The following is a 14,690-nucleotide window of genomic DNA, read 5'->3' on the forward strand; positions in this document are numbered from 1 at the left end:
GCTAATATATGCATATTATCGATGAATTAGGCTACACAACCTCATAATATTACTCTTGAAAATGATTTTTTAACACAAAAAAAAGAGAAAATCAGAAAAATACATAGCAATATAGGGCAATAACTAAGAATTTATTAAAAAGAAGAAACCCCACAATTTAGCAAAAAAACTAAATTATGGGGTTTTAAATTAAATATTATGTATGATAAATACTTAAAACTTAAATGCTAAACTTGCATTTATAACCGTACCATTAAATCCAAATTGGTTTACTTCCCATGGGTATCTAAAACGACCCCCAAGATCTGTAACAAAATCACCTTTGGTATCAATTTCGTCAGGGTAAACATCAAGTAAGTTGTTTACAGAAATAGTACCAGAAAGTTTTTGATTAAACTCGTAACCAATAATTAAATCGGTAATTACCTTACCTGCAAAAGTTTGATCGAAATCTGCATCATCTGTAGGCAATGGTCCATTTCCTAAATCGGCACCATTTAATCCATTATTAGCATGTTGCCAGCTAACCTCTCCAAAATAGGTGTTATTTAAAATAAAGTTCCACTTATTTAAATCGTAATCTAAACCTAATAATACTTTAGATTTTGGCCTAGATGATGTAATTCTAGATTGCTCTTTTCTATTAAATATATCGTACCCATTTTGAGCCAATAATTCTGGTGTATCAATCTCTCCTTCTATTGTAGTCTCATTAAAGTTTGCTGCTAATGTAGCATTTAACATACCATCACCAAGACCTATATTAGTATAATTAACAACTAAATCTACCCCAGAAGTATTTGTATTTACAGCATTAACAAAGAATTTTAATGTTGTAATAGAATTATCTAACAACACTTGTTCCACAGGATTTGTTGTAGAATCATCTCCATCAGTTCCTATTTCACCTGTAAATAAAACACGATCGTCTACTTTTACATTATAGAAATCAGCAGATACCGATAAGTTTGGTTTAATTTTATAAGTAATACCAGCCGATAAGTTTTGCGATGTTTCAGCTGTTAATTGTGGCACCCCTAAATCTTCTCTAATTATAGGATCTACATTATTAAACGTTCCTTGGTTAGAAATAGACCCACCAGACACTAATGTTTGCACATTACTTAAATATATTTGGTGTAAAGATGGCGCTCTAAAACCGGTACTGTAAGAAGCTCTTATAGCTCCTTTATCTCCTAAAGAGTAACGACCACTTACCTTCCATGATACATTATCTCCAAAATCACTAAAATCCTCATAACGAATGGCACCTCCAATTAATAACTCCTCAGTTGGCTCCCACTCTAAATCTCCATAAACACCATAGTTATTTCTATCGGCGCGTACAGCATTAGATGGCTGTAAACCAGGAAAAGATTGAGCTCCACCATTTCCTGTAGGATTAAAATAAGATGCAGGATCACCTGCTCTTGCTGAAAAATTTTCATTTTTAACCTCTGCTCCAAAAGCAATATTTACTTGTCCTAAACTTCTAGAAAAATCTAAATTTGCTAAAGTATTACTAAATGTATAACCTCCTACGTTAAACTCGGTAGGGCTATTAGCTCCTAAATCAATATTTAAAGTGTTGTTTACTTCATAATCTATTCTATTTCTTCCGTAAGTTCCGCTTAAGTCTACATCAAAATTTAACATTTTCCATTTTACACCTGCTGTTAAGTTGTTATCTAAAACATCGGTTTCAAAAGTAGGCTGAAATCCTTGGTAATCTGTTCCTGCTTCGTGTAATAAATTATGAGGGTCTCCAACCCAATAAGGTGCTCTGTATAAGGCAAAACTTTTTCCTTGTCTAGTAGTTACACCACCAAAAGTATAAAACTCACCAGAATTATTTTTAAAAGGAATTCCAGCATTAAAAAATAAATCAAGCTTTTTTAATTCTGGCTGACCAACATTCATTCCTAATTCTGGATTTTCAGCTAACCAACTTCCCCAAGTTGGATCGTCTGCAGCTACACCAAATAAAACATCGCTCCCAGGACTTCCAGGTCTATTAGTTTTTTCTTGTTCGTAATAACCAGCAGTAATATTTAAATAACCACCGTTCTCTCCAGTTAAACCTGTGTTTAAATCTATTCCGTAGTTAAATCCGTCTCCTTCAGTAGTAATACCAGATTTCACATTTACAGATGTATATTTTACATTTTTCTTTAAAACCATATTAATTACCCCTGCAATCGCATCAGATCCGTATTGAGCAGAAGCTCCATCTCTTAAAACTTCTACACGCTCTATAGCTGCTGCAGGAATACTTTTTAAATCTACACCAACCTCTCCTTTTCCAGGTGTATCGTTAATGTAAACTAATGCACTTTGGTTTTTACGTTTTCCATTTACTAAAACCAAAGTTCTACTTGGGCCCAAGCCTCTTAAATCTGCTGGATCAAAATGCGCTGTAGCATCAGATATTGATTGAGTAGTCGAGTTAAAAGAAGGCACTTTATAAGTTAACATTTTATCTACAGTTGGCTGCCCTGTTTTTTGCATTTCTTCTAATCCAATATTATCAATTGGCACTGGAGAATCTAAAATTGTTCTAGGTTTAGCTCTATTTCCTGTAAGTACAACTGCATCTAAAGCAACACCTGCTTTCATTGTAACATTTACTTTATTACCAGAAACAACAATTTCTTGCGAGTCGTAACCTACATAAGAAAACACTAATGTAGATCCGCTACTGGCGCTTACACTATAATTACCATCAAAATCTGTAGTTGTACCAGTGCTAGTGCCTTTTACAATAACAGACACACCTGGCAATGGGCCAGAATCGTCGGTAACAGTTCCAGAAACTTCTTGAGCTTCTATGATACTTGACACCCCTAAGAACATCAAAAACATTAATAATTTTAAATGTAAAATTTTAGTCATAATTTTTAAGTAATTTTGAATTAGTTAATGCTAATATATACATATTATCATGTTTTTAACAAAAATTAACACTAAAGATTATTACTAAAACGTAGTTTTTTATCAAAAAATAAACTCCAAACTTTACAAATTAACATTTTTACAGTTAAAAAAATACGAAAATGCCAAACCAAACATCAAACACCACCAATAATACCGTAATACCCTACAAATCAAAATAAACAGACTTTATTATTTATATGTATTAAAAAAAAGCAACAAAAAATTATTCATCTGTACTAATTAGTTAAATTTGCAGTTCAATTTTACAACAATGTACAGAAGTCATAATTGTGGCGAGTTAAGAGCTACACATATAAACACAGAAGTAACCCTTTCTGGTTGGGTTCAAAAATCAAGAGATAAAGGTTTTATTGTTTGGGTAGATCTACGCGACCGATATGGTATTACCCAACTTGTTTTTGATGAAGAACGCACATCTAAAAACATGATGGAACAAGCTCAAAACTTAGGTCGCGAATTTGTTATTCAAGTTGAAGGTACTGTTATAGAACGTGCCTCAAAAAACCCTAATATTAAAACAGGAGAAATAGAAATATTAGTTTCTAAATTAACCGTTTTAAATGAAGCATTGCTTCCGCCATTTACTATTGAAGATAAAACTGATGGTGGCGAAGATATAAGAATGAAATATCGTTATTTAGATATTCGTCGTAACCCTGTAAAAAATAGTTTAATTTTTAGATCTAAAGTCTCTCAAGAAGTTAGAAACTATTTATCTAAACAAGATTTTATTGAGGTTGAAACACCATATTTAATAAAGTCGACACCAGAAGGCGCAAGAGATTTTGTTGTACCATCTAGAATGAACGAGGGTCAATTCTATGCGCTTCCGCAATCGCCTCAAACCTTTAAGCAATTACTTATGGTTGGTGGTATGGATAAATATTTTCAAATTGTAAAATGTTTTAGAGACGAAGATTTACGTGCCGACAGGCAGCCAGAATTTACGCAAATAGATTGCGAAATGGCATTTGTAGAGCAGGAAGACATTTTAAATATATTTGAAGGTTTAACGCGTCATTTATTAAAAGAAGTAAATGGTGTAGAGGTTGATAAATTCCCTAGAATGTTATTTGACGATGCCATGCGTTTATATGGTAACGACAAGCCAGATATTCGTTTTGGAATGGAATTTGGAGAACTTAACGAAGTAACACAACATAAAGACTTTGCAGTTTTTAACAATGCAGAATTGGTTGTTGGTATTGCTGTGCCTGGAGGAAACAGTTACACAAGAAAAGAAATAGACAAATTAATTAACTGGGTAAAACGACCTCAAGTTGGTGCTTTAGGTATGATTTATTCGCGTTGTAATGACGATGGATCATTTAAATCTTCTGTAGATAAATTCTACGATCAAGACGATTTAGCTAAATGGGCAAAAATTACAGGAGCAAAACCAGGAGATTTAGTGTGTGTACTTTCTGGAGATAAAAATAAAGTACGAGCGCAATTAAGTGCTTTACGTATGGAGCTTGCAGAACGTTTAGGCTTAAGAGATCCTAAAGTATTTGCACCTTTATGGGTTATAGATTTCCCTTTATTAGAATTAGATGAAGAAACAGGGCATTATCACGCTATGCATCATCCGTTTACATCTCCTAAACCAGGGCAGTTAAAATTACTAGATACAAACCCTGGAGAGGTAAAAGCTAATGCATACGATTTAGTATTAAATGGCAACGAAATTGGTGGTGGTTCTATTCGTATACACGATAAAGAAACACAGGCCATAATGTTTAAACACTTAGGCTTTACAGAAGAAGAAGCTAAAGCTCAATTTGGTTTTTTAATGGATGCCTTTCAATACGGAGCGCCACCACACGGGGGCTTAGCATTTGGTCTAGATAGGCTGGTTGCTATTTTAGGCGGACAAGAAACTATTAGAGATTTTATAGCATTCCCTAAAAATAATTCGGGTCGAGATGTCATGATAGATGCTCCTGCTGCAATAGACGAAGAGCAACTAAACGATTTAAGCTTAAAATTAAACTTAAAATCATAACATTACAAAATCCTGCAAATTGCAGGATTTTTTATTAGCTTTATACCAGCCATCACTTAAACATGCTAAGCTACAAAAGTCTTTTACGAAAATTTTTAATTTGGAAATACAAGCATATTTCTGAAAGACAATTTATATACATCCTTAGTATTCTAGTTGGTTTTTTAGCAGGATTAGGTACCGTTACCCTTAAAAACTTAGTACACTACATTAGGCTACTTTTCGAAATAGATTTTTTTAGCAATTACAAAAACTCGCTGTACTTTATTTTTCCAATTATTGGTCTTTTTCTTGTCTATGTTATTAAACAAATATGGCTAAAAAAACATATTGGGCACGGTATATCGTCTACTCTTCATGCCATTTCTAAACTTAGTGGCATTATACCTCGTTACAATATTTACGCAGCATTAATAACTGCACCACTAACGGTTGGCTTTGGTGGCTCTGTCGGGTTGCAAGGTCCTGCTGTTAGTGTAGGCTCTGCTTTAGGCTCTAACGCAGCAAGGCTATTTCACATGAACACAAAAACAAGAATGCTACTTATTGGCTGCGCAGCAACTGGCGCTATGGCTTCTATGTTTAAAGCCCCTATTGCAGCCATAATTTTTGCCATAGAAATATTTAGCCTAGACATAGCCTTTACATCTTTAGTACCACTTTTACTAGCTTCGGTATCGGCAGTGGTTACTTCGTATATGTTTTTAGGTACCGATGTATTATTACGTTTCGAACTAACCGATAAATTTCAAGTTAACGACATCTTTTTTTATGCCATTCTAGGCCTTATAACCGGTTTAGCATCAGCCTATTTTTCAAAGGTATTTTTTGCGATAACTAATTTTTTTAAACAATTCGAAAGCCGAGCTTTACGCCTTGTTATTGGAGGCTTAGCTATAGGTACTATGCTTTACATCATTCCACCATTATATGGTGAAGGTTACGGTATTATGAACAATTTATTAAAAGGCGACCACTTAGCTGCCATAGGAGAAACACCTTTTAATTTAGATTTATCGAATATATGGCTAGTAATTGCTCTACTTATTGGCATCGCTTTTTTTAAAGCCATTGCCATGACCACAACTTTTGGAGCAGGAGGTGTTGGTGGTGTCTTTATACCCACACTTGTTATGGGCAGTGCACTAGGTAATGCCTTTGCAAAAATCATTAACAATATAGGTTTAGATTTTCATGTATCGGAGTCTAATTTTACGCTAATAGGCATGACAGGGCTTATGGCAGGCGTACTACACGCCCCATTAACAGCCATTTTTTTAATTGCCGAAATTACCGGAGGTTACGAACTATTTGTTCCTTTAATGATTGTTTCTGCCATCTCCTTTGCCATAACTAAGTATTTTGTATCGCACTCTATTTATACCTTAAAACTAGCACAACGTGGAGAACTTGTAACACACGATAAAGATCAAAACGCACTAATGGCCATGGATATAGATAAAGTTATAGAAACCAACTTTATTAAACTAACTCCAGACATGAAATTAGGTGCCATATTAAAAGATGCTGTATCAAAATCTTCGCGAAACCATTTCCCTGTAGTAAACGAAAACCAAGAGTTTTTAGGTGTTATAAGGCTTGACGACATAAGGCATATAATGTTTAACACAGAACTTTACGAAAAAGTAGACGTAGAAAGTTTAATGCATGCCGATAGAGGAATTATAGATTACGACGACTCCATGAACACCATAATGAACCTCTTTAAAACCAGCGGTGCATGGAACTTACCCGTAATAAAAAACGGAAAATATTACGGTTATATATCAAAATCTAAATTATTATCGGCCTATAGGCGTCAATTAATAATACTATCTCATTAACCCCATGAAAAACCTTATAATTATTTTATTTATAGCAGCCATAGCAAGCATTCTTACAGGCTATTTTCTAGACACAGACTACTCGCAAAAACTAATTGGTTTTGGTGTACTCGGTTTATTTTTTGTAGTATTCCCTCTATTCTCTTACCACCGTTGGAAAGACAAAAATGTACAAGACTATATGCTTACTAAAGAAAATTTAGATAAAATGAAAGCGAGCCAAAAACGAACAAAAAAATAAAAATTATTATGGCGTAACACCTCCTAAGGTCGATGTCAGGCTTTGCGCTATATCTTTTGTTTTTCAATCTAAAAAAGCTAGTTACTATACAAAATAGTAGTTCCCAACAAGTAGATAAACTAACATCAATAAAACAAAAGGATGCCGCATCAATCCCTTACGCAAGTTTCATCATACAATTAACAAAGCTTCAACTGTTCTTAATACATCAAAACACCATTAAGGCGCTCAAAAAACAAACTACGTTTCATTTATAAAAATTGAAACCATTATATTTACATTATAAATTATAATACATATGCAATCACGTACTGTTTCACAGTTATTATCACAAGAAATTACATTAACCGATGTAGAAATAAAAGGGTGGGTACGCACCTTTAGAGCAAAAAGATTTATTGCTTTAAACGATGGTTCAACAATAAATAACATTCAATGTGTTGTCGATTTCGAAAACACAGACGAAACTATTTTAAAACGTATTACAACCGGAGCAGCAATACATATAAAAGGCGAATTAGTAAAAAGTTTAGGAAAAGGACAAAACGTCGAAATAAATGTAACAAGTCTAAAAATTTTAGGCGATTCTAATCCAGAAACATACCCAATTCAGCCTAAAAAACACTCTTTCGAATTTTTAAGAGAAAATGCACATTTACGCACGCGTACCAATACATTTAGCGCAGTTATGCGTTTACGCTCAGCGTTATCTTTTGCCATACACAAATACTTTAACGAAAATGGTTTTTATTACATGCACGCTCCTATTATTACAGGTAGCGATGCCGAAGGCGCAGGCGAAATGTTTAAAGTCTCTAGCCTAGACGCTAAAAACCCACCACTAACGGAAGATGGCAAAATAGATTACACACAAGATTTTTTTGGCAAAGAAACCAACCTTACCGTATCTGGTCAATTAGAAGCAGAAACTTACGCCATGTCACTTGGTAAAGTATACACTTTTGGACCAACATTTAGAGCCGAAAACTCGAACACATCTAGGCACTTAGCAGAGTTTTGGATGATAGAGCCCGAAGTTGCTTTTATGGATTTGGCAGGTAATATGGATTTGGCAGAAGATTTTATGAAATCTGTTATCTCTTACATTCTAGAACACAATAAAGAAGACTTAGAGTTTTTAAACACACGCTTACTAAACGAAGAAAAAACAAAACCACAAACAGAACGTAGTGACATGAGTTTAATTGAAAAATTAAATTTTGTTACAGAAAACAATTTTAAACGCGTTAGCTATACAGAAGCTATAGATATACTTCGTAATTCTAAACCAAATAAAAAGAAAAAATTTAAATACATAATTAACGAATGGGGTGCCGATTTACAAAGCGAACACGAACGTTTTCTTGTAGAAAAGCACTTTAAATGCCCCGTTATTCTTTTTGATTATCCTGCAAACATTAAAGCATTTTATATGCGCTTAAACGAAGACGGTAAAACGGTTCGCGCTATGGATATTCTTTTTCCTGGTATTGGAGAAATTGTTGGTGGCGCACAACGTGAAGAACGTTTAGATGTTTTAAAAGAAAAAATGGCAGCCTTAAACATACCAGAAGAAGACCTTTGGTGGTATTTAGACCTACGTAAATTTGGCACAGCAGTACATTCTGGTTTTGGTTTAGGCTTCGAACGGTTAGTTATGTTTGCAACAGGAATGGGCAATATTAGAGACGTAATACCGTTTCCTAGAACACCTCAAAATGCTGAATTCTAACAAAAAAAAACATATTTATACAACTTTGGTACGACTTTGGTAAACTAATTGCTTTTTCTATCTTTGAGTAACAACCTTAAATCAAGACATGCTTAAACAACATTTACAATTTAAATTATCGCAAAAACTGTCTCCGCAACAAATTCAATTAATGAAATTGATACAGTTGCCTACGCAAGCTTTCGAGCAACGTTTAAAGCAAGAACTTGAAGAAAATCCAGCATTAGAAGGTGGAAAAGAAAAAGGAGAAAACGAGCTTGATTCTGATTTAGATAATTCTACAGACGATTATGCAGATAACGAAACTATTAATGCTGAAGATATTAATGTAGACGAGTATTTAAGTGATGACGAAATACCAGACTACAGAACGCAAGTAAATAATTACAGTGCAGACGAAGATGATAAAACCATACCATACGCTGCTGGCACATCATTTACTCAATCTCTTGTTAATCAACTTAACACATACAGACTTGATGATGAAGAGCGAGACATTGCAGAGTTTTTAGTTGGTAGTGTAGATGAAAGCGGATACATACGTAGGTCTTTATCTGATATTATGGACGATTTAGCTTTTACTCAAAACGTTTACACCACAGAAGACAAAATAGAGTATGTTTTAAAATTAGTACATCAATTAGACCCAGCAGGTGTTGGTGCAAGAAGTTTACAAGAATGTTTAAGCATACAACTACATCGAAAAGAAAAAACTGCAGACACCGAATTAGCAACAAATATTATAGATAATGCCTTTGATCAATTTACTAAAAAGCATTATAAAAAATTACTTCAAAAATTCGATATTACAGAAGTGCAACTTAAAGATGCCATTAACGAGATTGAGCACTTAAACCCTAAGCCTGGTGGCTCTTATGCTGGTAACAATAGAATTGTAGAACACGTTGTACCAGATTTTGCTATAAAAATAGTTGATGGCCAACTAGAACTTACTTTAAATGGTAGGAATGCTCCAGAGCTTCATGTCTCAAGAGAGTACAATAATATGCTTAAAGGCTACAAAGACACGAAAGATAAATCTAAGTCTCAAAAGGATGCTGTTATTTTTATAAAACAAAAACTAGACGCTGCAAAGTGGTTTATAGAGGCTATTAAACAGCGTCAACAAACATTGTTTGTTACTATGAGCGCCATTATGCATTATCAAAAAGAATATTTTTTATCTGGAGACGAGCGTATGCTAAAGCCCATGATTCTTAAAGATATTGCAGACGAAATATCTATGGATGTATCAACAGTTTCTAGAGTTGCAAACAGCAAGTATGTAGACACGCCTTATGGCACTAAATTGATTAAAGAGTTTTTCTCTGAATCTATGAAAAACGATCAAGGCGAAGATGTATCTACCAGAGAAATAAAAAAGATTTTAGAAACCGTTATTGAAGAAGAAAATAAGAAAAAACCGCTTACAGATGAAAATTTAGCTACTATTTTAAAAGAAAAAGGCTACCCTATCGCAAGAAGAACTGTAGCAAAATATAGAGAACAGTTAGATATACCTGTGGCTCGATTACGTAAAAAGATTTAATGGAGCATCGCATATTAAAAAGTATTTCGGTACTGTTTCACCCCCTAATAATGCCTTTATTGGGTGTTATGTTTTATTTTTATAAAACACCTCGATATGTAGACCAAAATCTTATTAACGCTAAACTAATATCGCTTTTTATACTAACCGTATTATTACCCATTCTATTATTTTTTTTATTAAAAACACTAGGTAAAGTAAGTTCCATTTATCTTAAAACAACAAACGAACGCATTGTTCCTTTAGCGTTAAATGGTGTAATTACAGTTTTAATTTTATTAAGGGTATTGCCTCAAAACGAGTTTATAGAGCTATATTATTTTTTTATAGGTATACTTATGTCTACTATTATAAGCTTAGTATTAGCATTTGCAAAATTTAAAGCCAGTTTACATCTCGTATCTATTTCTGGAATATTTATGTTTTTTGTCGCACTAAGTATACATTTTAGCATTAATATTGTAAAAGTAATAGCCATAATATGTTTGCTAACCGGCGCAATTGCAACATCGAGGTTGCATTTAAAAGCTCACACCTATAAAGAACTTATTATGGGCTTTTTTGTTGGTTTTATTCCTCAATTAATATTAATTCCTAATTGGTTATAAACTATTGTTCCAAGGTTTCACAAAAAAACCAGATAGTTTGCCTTCTTTATTTAAAACGACTCTAACTTCAGTTTCAGAGTTAAATTCAAAATCACCTTTAAACCTATATATTTCATAAGTCTCACCTTTAACAATTTCTTTTATAGAATGAAATTCTAGTCCTTTATAATCGCCAAATAATGCTTTAATTTTTGCATAAGATTGCTTTTGCACATTTTCGCTTAAACTCTTAACCATTACCGGCAGGGCTTCTGTGCTAGAAAGCTTATAAGAACCTCCAACTTTTTGTGCCATAAGTATTTTATTGGCTAAGGTTTTAGAGAATGTAGTTCTATCACCATTAAAATTCTCAAGTGTAGTATTTTCTTCATGGTTTTTACAACTTGAAAAATTAGCAAAAACCCTGTAAAAACTAAAGTTAAATTTCTCACAATTATCTTTTAAAGAATATAAAACATTAATCCAATTTTAATAGCATTCATGTCTATATGTTTGTTATTTAACATTGCATTGTTATTAAAAATGGCATTTAAACCATAGTAAATATAAATATTCCAAGTATTATATCCTGCACTTAAACTAAGACCATATTGAAAATCGTTAAAATCGCTATTATTTCGGCTTTTAAAGTCTCCAAAATCTCCATTAAACTTAGTTGTGCTACTAAGTAAATAACCTAGCTTAAACCCTGTATAAATACGCCAAAACTTATAACGCTCTGGGGTAGATGTGCGCCACCTAAACTCTATAGGTATTTCTACTAAATGTTGCGCCAATTTATTTTTTGAATAATTGCCAATGTCATCATCTATAACTTGATAAGTACTTGTTCCGTTTTCATTCTCATTAATAAATAAGTTATTATTAAAATTGTTTGTAGAATAGCCAACCCCAACACCAATAGACACATTTCTATTTTTGTTTATTGGCATATCTTTAATAAAACCAAAATGAAACCCTAGAGAAATTTGACTTTGACTAACATCTTTAGGTTTATTACCCAACAAGTTATAAGTTAAGCCTAGGTAAAATTGATCTTCTTTGTACAAAGAATCAATCTCTACAGAAGTTGTAGCTTCATCTTGAGCAATAACAACATTGCAAACAAAAATAAAGGATAGAAATAGTAAAAAATTTTTCATTTTAAATTATTAACTATTAGTAGTAATACAAATATAAATTGAACTTGTTAAATTACAGATATAAAAAAAGGTATTCTAAATAGAATACCTTTTTTATTTTAACAAATTAAGATTGTTTACTTCATATTTGATGTTGCATCACCAGTACCGGTAGCATAGTTAATTTTTAAAGCATTCGCTTTTCTAAGCTCTTGCTTTACATCTCCTACAATACCCATATTAGATTTTTTGTCAACCTTTAAAGACACTGTTAAAAAAGGAACTAATTCCTCTCTTAAAGCAGCTCTTTCGGCTCCAATAAATGCAATAACTTCAGATACATCTGCAAACTTATCATTTAATTGAATTCTAGCTTCTGTACCAAAGTTCTTTTGAAATTCATCCTTTGGTGTTCCCATATAGATAAAACTAACTGGGTTTTTCTTGTCTAGCTTTTCAACCTGGTCTGCCACAGGCATCGCATTTTTTATTTTAAGTGTGTCTTCTCTCATCTCGGTAGCAACCATGAAAAAGAATAACAACATAAAAACAATATCTGGTAATGCCGCAGTGTTAATAGGAGGTAAACCTCCACCTTTTTTCTTTTTAAATTTAGACATAATCTATATTGTTTTAATTCTAAATTAATTTACGACTTCTGAAAGCTTTTGCGGAATTTCTAATTTAATTTCGTCAATTACCGCTTTCAGTTTTGTTTTATTACCATACCATTTAACATCTTTGTAGTTGTTTTGCATAGTAATAAAATCCATATCACGAAACCCTTTCTTAGGTCCTACCTCTAATGCTCGTCTATTTCTTAACACATTATAAGCTGCTACTAATTCATTTTGTACTGCAATGTATGCAGCATAAGATGTTTCGCGCTCATTTTTTAAAGAAATAATTGCCTTGTCTGGATTGTCTGATGATTTTTCATCTCTCTTCCCTTTACAAAAAGAACAACTTCCATCACCTCCGTTATCTAAAAACTCAATAGCTGCTGCTCTTAAGTCTTTAACTTCCATAATTTCGTCTTCTACAAGCAATTGATCTTGACCGTTTAGTAAAACGGTAAAGATGTTTTTTTGTTTAATAACAGGCGGCTCTACATCGCTCTCATCTATTGGCGGTAGCTTACGATTAAGACCAGTATCTTTCGGTATAGTTGTAGTAACTAAGAAAAATATTAGTAGTAAGAAAGCAATATCGGCCATAGAACCTGCATTTACTTCTGGTACATCACGTTTTGCCATATTATTTTATCATTTTTTTAACGCCACCCATTAACATAGATCCTATAGCAATTGCGCCTAGAAAATAGAATAAGTATAAAGCTGCTCCTACTAGTTTAGATCCGTTTGCAGATAGCACACCTCCTTCTTTTAAAGGTGTTTCTACTCCTGAAGCGAATACAAAGTAGCAAATTGCTGCTAATAAAGCAAAAGCTCCTACTCCTGTAAGTGTGCGTTTAAGGTTAGCTGGATTAGATAATGTATTAAAAATAGTAAATAATACAACCGCACCTAGAACTATTCCTAATACCGCATAGGCTACGTAAAGTACGTTACCTATTTGGCTTTCGTTTCCTGACGCTAGCATTACTGTAAAAACAGCACCAGCGATAGCTAAAACAGCAGCCAATATTTTAAATATTTTATGAATACCCATAATAGTTTATGTTTTTAATTATTACTTCTTATTTCTTATCAATAAATCCATTAACGTAATAGAAGCATCTTCCATATCGTTAACAATGCTATCTATCTTAGCAATGATGTAATTGTAAAAAATTTGAAGAATAATTGCCACAACTAAACCAAATACAGTTGTTAAAAGTGCTACTTTAATACCACCTGCCACTAATGACGGGTTCATATCTCCTGCAGCTTCAATTTTATCAAATGCTTGAATCATACCAATTACCGTTCCCATAAACCCTAACATCGGTGCTAATGCGATAAATAATGAAATCCAAGATACGTTTTTCTCTAATTGTCCCATTTGTACACCACCGTAAGCAACAACAGCTTTCTCTGCAGCATCAATACCTTCATCAGTTCTATCTAAACCTTGATAGAATATAGAAGCGATAGGCCCTTTTGTGTTTCTACAAACTTCTTTTGCAGCTTCAACACCACCAGAAGATAATGCATCTTCTACAGATTGAGTTAATTTCTTTGTGTTAGTTGTAGAAAGGTTTAAAAAGATAATTCTTTCGATAGCGATAGCCAACCCTAAAATTAAACATAATAATACGATCCCCATAAATCCAGGACCCCCTTCAATAAATCTTTTCTTTAATTCTTGATGAAAGGTTAACTCTTCAGCAGGAGCCTCTTCATCTTGTGTTGTACTAACGATAGTTGTTGCAGCTGTACTTGTTGTAGTAGTTGTAGTTGCGCTAACAGTTCCAAATGCCATCATTCCTGATAATGCAAGGATAGAAAATAATCTTTTCATGTTCTAAATCTTAATTTTATTAGTTAAAGTGTTAAAGATATAAAAAAAATACAATTAAAAAATAAAAATCAGCAGAGAGGAAGGGATTCGAACCCTCGATACCCTTTTGAGGTATACACACTTTCCAGGCGTGCGCCTTCGACCACTCGGCCACCTCTCTTTATTTCAATTG

The 14,690-nt window shown here is 33.2% G+C and carries 13 protein-coding genes and 1 tRNA gene; 6 read left to right on the forward strand and 8 right to left on the reverse strand.

The features are described from left to right. Window positions 1-213: 213 nt before the first annotated feature. Window positions 214-2,892 carry a TonB-dependent receptor gene (locus tag ABD715_RS05545; protein WP_344787119.1) on the reverse strand — a complete coding sequence of 893 codons (2,679 nt, stop codon included), beginning with the start codon at window positions 2,890-2,892 and terminating at the stop codon, window positions 214-216. Between the two features lie 313 nt (window positions 2,893-3,205). On the opposite strand from ABD715_RS05545, the gene aspS reads away from it, so the two are divergent. From aspS to ABD715_RS05575, 6 genes are all read left to right on the forward strand, one after another. After that, a complete protein-coding gene (gene aspS / locus ABD715_RS05550; protein ID WP_344787120.1) occupies window positions 3,206-4,960 on the forward strand; it encodes an aspartate--tRNA ligase in 1,755 nt (584 codons plus the stop codon). 62 nt (window positions 4,961-5,022) lie between these two features. Next, a complete protein-coding gene (locus ABD715_RS05555) occupies window positions 5,023-6,804 on the forward strand; it encodes a chloride channel protein (RefSeq protein WP_344787121.1) in 1,782 nt (593 codons plus the stop codon). A 4-nt stretch (window positions 6,805-6,808) separates the two neighbouring features. Next, on the forward strand, window positions 6,809-7,045 hold the full coding sequence (locus tag ABD715_RS05560; protein ID WP_344787122.1) for a hypothetical protein: 237 nt from the start codon (window positions 6,809-6,811) through the stop codon (window positions 7,043-7,045). 298 nt (window positions 7,046-7,343) lie between these two features. Next, a complete protein-coding gene (gene asnS, locus ABD715_RS05565) occupies window positions 7,344-8,777 on the forward strand; it encodes an asparagine--tRNA ligase (RefSeq protein ID WP_344787123.1) in 1,434 nt (477 codons plus the stop codon). Window positions 8,778-8,865: 88 nt separating this feature from the next. Beyond that, window positions 8,866-10,326, forward strand: a complete 1,461-nt coding sequence (gene rpoN / locus ABD715_RS05570; RefSeq protein ID WP_344787124.1) for an RNA polymerase factor sigma-54 — start codon at window positions 8,866-8,868, stop codon at window positions 10,324-10,326. Next, window positions 10,326-10,934, forward strand: coding sequence for a hypothetical protein (locus ABD715_RS05575; protein ID WP_344787125.1), 609 nt, complete (start codon window positions 10,326-10,328; stop codon window positions 10,932-10,934). Before rpoN ends, ABD715_RS05575 begins: the two co-directional genes overlap by 1 nt. Here ABD715_RS05575 and ABD715_RS05580 read toward each other — a convergent pair. The 7 genes from ABD715_RS05580 to ABD715_RS05610 all read right to left on the reverse strand — a co-directional run bounded on the left by ABD715_RS05580 (window position 10,929) and on the right by ABD715_RS05610 (window position 14,678). Beyond that, window positions 10,929-11,228: a hypothetical protein gene (locus ABD715_RS05580; RefSeq protein WP_344787126.1), complete on the reverse strand. Its 300-nt coding sequence runs from the start codon at window positions 11,226-11,228 to the stop codon at window positions 10,929-10,931. The genes ABD715_RS05575 and ABD715_RS05580 overlap by 6 nt on opposite strands. A 146-nt stretch (window positions 11,229-11,374) precedes the next feature. Continuing rightward, on the reverse strand, window positions 11,375-12,076 hold the full coding sequence (locus tag ABD715_RS05585; protein ID WP_344787127.1) for a porin family protein: 702 nt from the start codon (window positions 12,074-12,076) through the stop codon (window positions 11,375-11,377). A 116-nt stretch (window positions 12,077-12,192) separates the two neighbouring features. Beyond that, complete coding sequence (locus ABD715_RS05590) at window positions 12,193-12,675, reverse strand: ExbD/TolR family protein (RefSeq protein ID WP_344787129.1); 483 nt, start codon at window positions 12,673-12,675, stop codon at window positions 12,193-12,195. A 24-nt stretch (window positions 12,676-12,699) separates the two neighbouring features. Then, window positions 12,700-13,311, reverse strand: coding sequence for an ExbD/TolR family protein (locus tag ABD715_RS05595; protein WP_344787130.1), 612 nt, complete (start codon window positions 13,309-13,311; stop codon window positions 12,700-12,702). Between the two features lies 1 nt (window position 13,312). Next, the gene (locus ABD715_RS05600; RefSeq protein ID WP_344787131.1) at window positions 13,313-13,726 is read right to left on the reverse strand and encodes a hypothetical protein; all 414 of its coding nucleotides are present in this window, start codon (window positions 13,724-13,726) and stop codon (window positions 13,313-13,315) included. Window positions 13,727-13,747: 21 nt separating this feature from the next. Then, entirely contained in the window at window positions 13,748-14,518 is a 771-nt protein-coding gene (locus ABD715_RS05605) for a MotA/TolQ/ExbB proton channel family protein (RefSeq protein ID WP_344787132.1), read from the reverse strand. Between the two features lie 72 nt (window positions 14,519-14,590). After that, a tRNA-Ser gene (locus tag ABD715_RS05610) sits at window positions 14,591-14,678 on the reverse strand. Window positions 14,679-14,690: the final 12 nt, after the last annotated feature.

Origin of the sequence: Postechiella marina (assembly GCF_039538365.1) — a bacterium.
Classification (GTDB): domain Bacteria; phylum Bacteroidota; class Bacteroidia; order Flavobacteriales; family Flavobacteriaceae; genus Postechiella; species Postechiella marina.

Coding starts and splice junctions, on each gene's coding strand:
- ABD715_RS05595 (WP_344787130.1), bottom strand. CDS start 13,311: ATGGCAAAACGTGATGTACCAGAAGTAAATGCAGGTTCTATGGCCGAT.
- ABD715_RS05555 (WP_344787121.1), top strand. CDS start 5,023: ATGCTAAGCTACAAAAGTCTTTTACGAAAATTTTTAATTTGGAAATAC.
- ABD715_RS05600 (WP_344787131.1), bottom strand. CDS start 13,726: ATGGGTATTCATAAAATATTTAAAATATTGGCTGCTGTTTTAGCTATC.
- ABD715_RS05585 (WP_344787127.1), bottom strand. CDS start 12,076: ATGAAAAATTTTTTACTATTTCTATCCTTTATTTTTGTTTGCAATGTT.
- rpoN (WP_344787124.1), top strand. CDS start 8,866: ATGCTTAAACAACATTTACAATTTAAATTATCGCAAAAACTGTCTCCG.
- ABD715_RS05580 (WP_344787126.1), bottom strand. CDS start 11,228: ATGGCACAAAAAGTTGGAGGTTCTTATAAGCTTTCTAGCACAGAAGCC.
- ABD715_RS05575 (WP_344787125.1), top strand. CDS start 10,326: ATGGAGCATCGCATATTAAAAAGTATTTCGGTACTGTTTCACCCCCTA.
- ABD715_RS05590 (WP_344787129.1), bottom strand. CDS start 12,675: ATGTCTAAATTTAAAAAGAAAAAAGGTGGAGGTTTACCTCCTATTAAC.
- ABD715_RS05560 (WP_344787122.1), top strand. CDS start 6,809: ATGAAAAACCTTATAATTATTTTATTTATAGCAGCCATAGCAAGCATT.
- ABD715_RS05605 (WP_344787132.1), bottom strand. CDS start 14,518: ATGAAAAGATTATTTTCTATCCTTGCATTATCAGGAATGATGGCATTT.
- asnS (WP_344787123.1), top strand. CDS start 7,344: ATGCAATCACGTACTGTTTCACAGTTATTATCACAAGAAATTACATTA.
- ABD715_RS05545 (WP_344787119.1), bottom strand. CDS start 2,892: ATGACTAAAATTTTACATTTAAAATTATTAATGTTTTTGATGTTCTTA.
- aspS (WP_344787120.1), top strand. CDS start 3,206: ATGTACAGAAGTCATAATTGTGGCGAGTTAAGAGCTACACATATAAAC.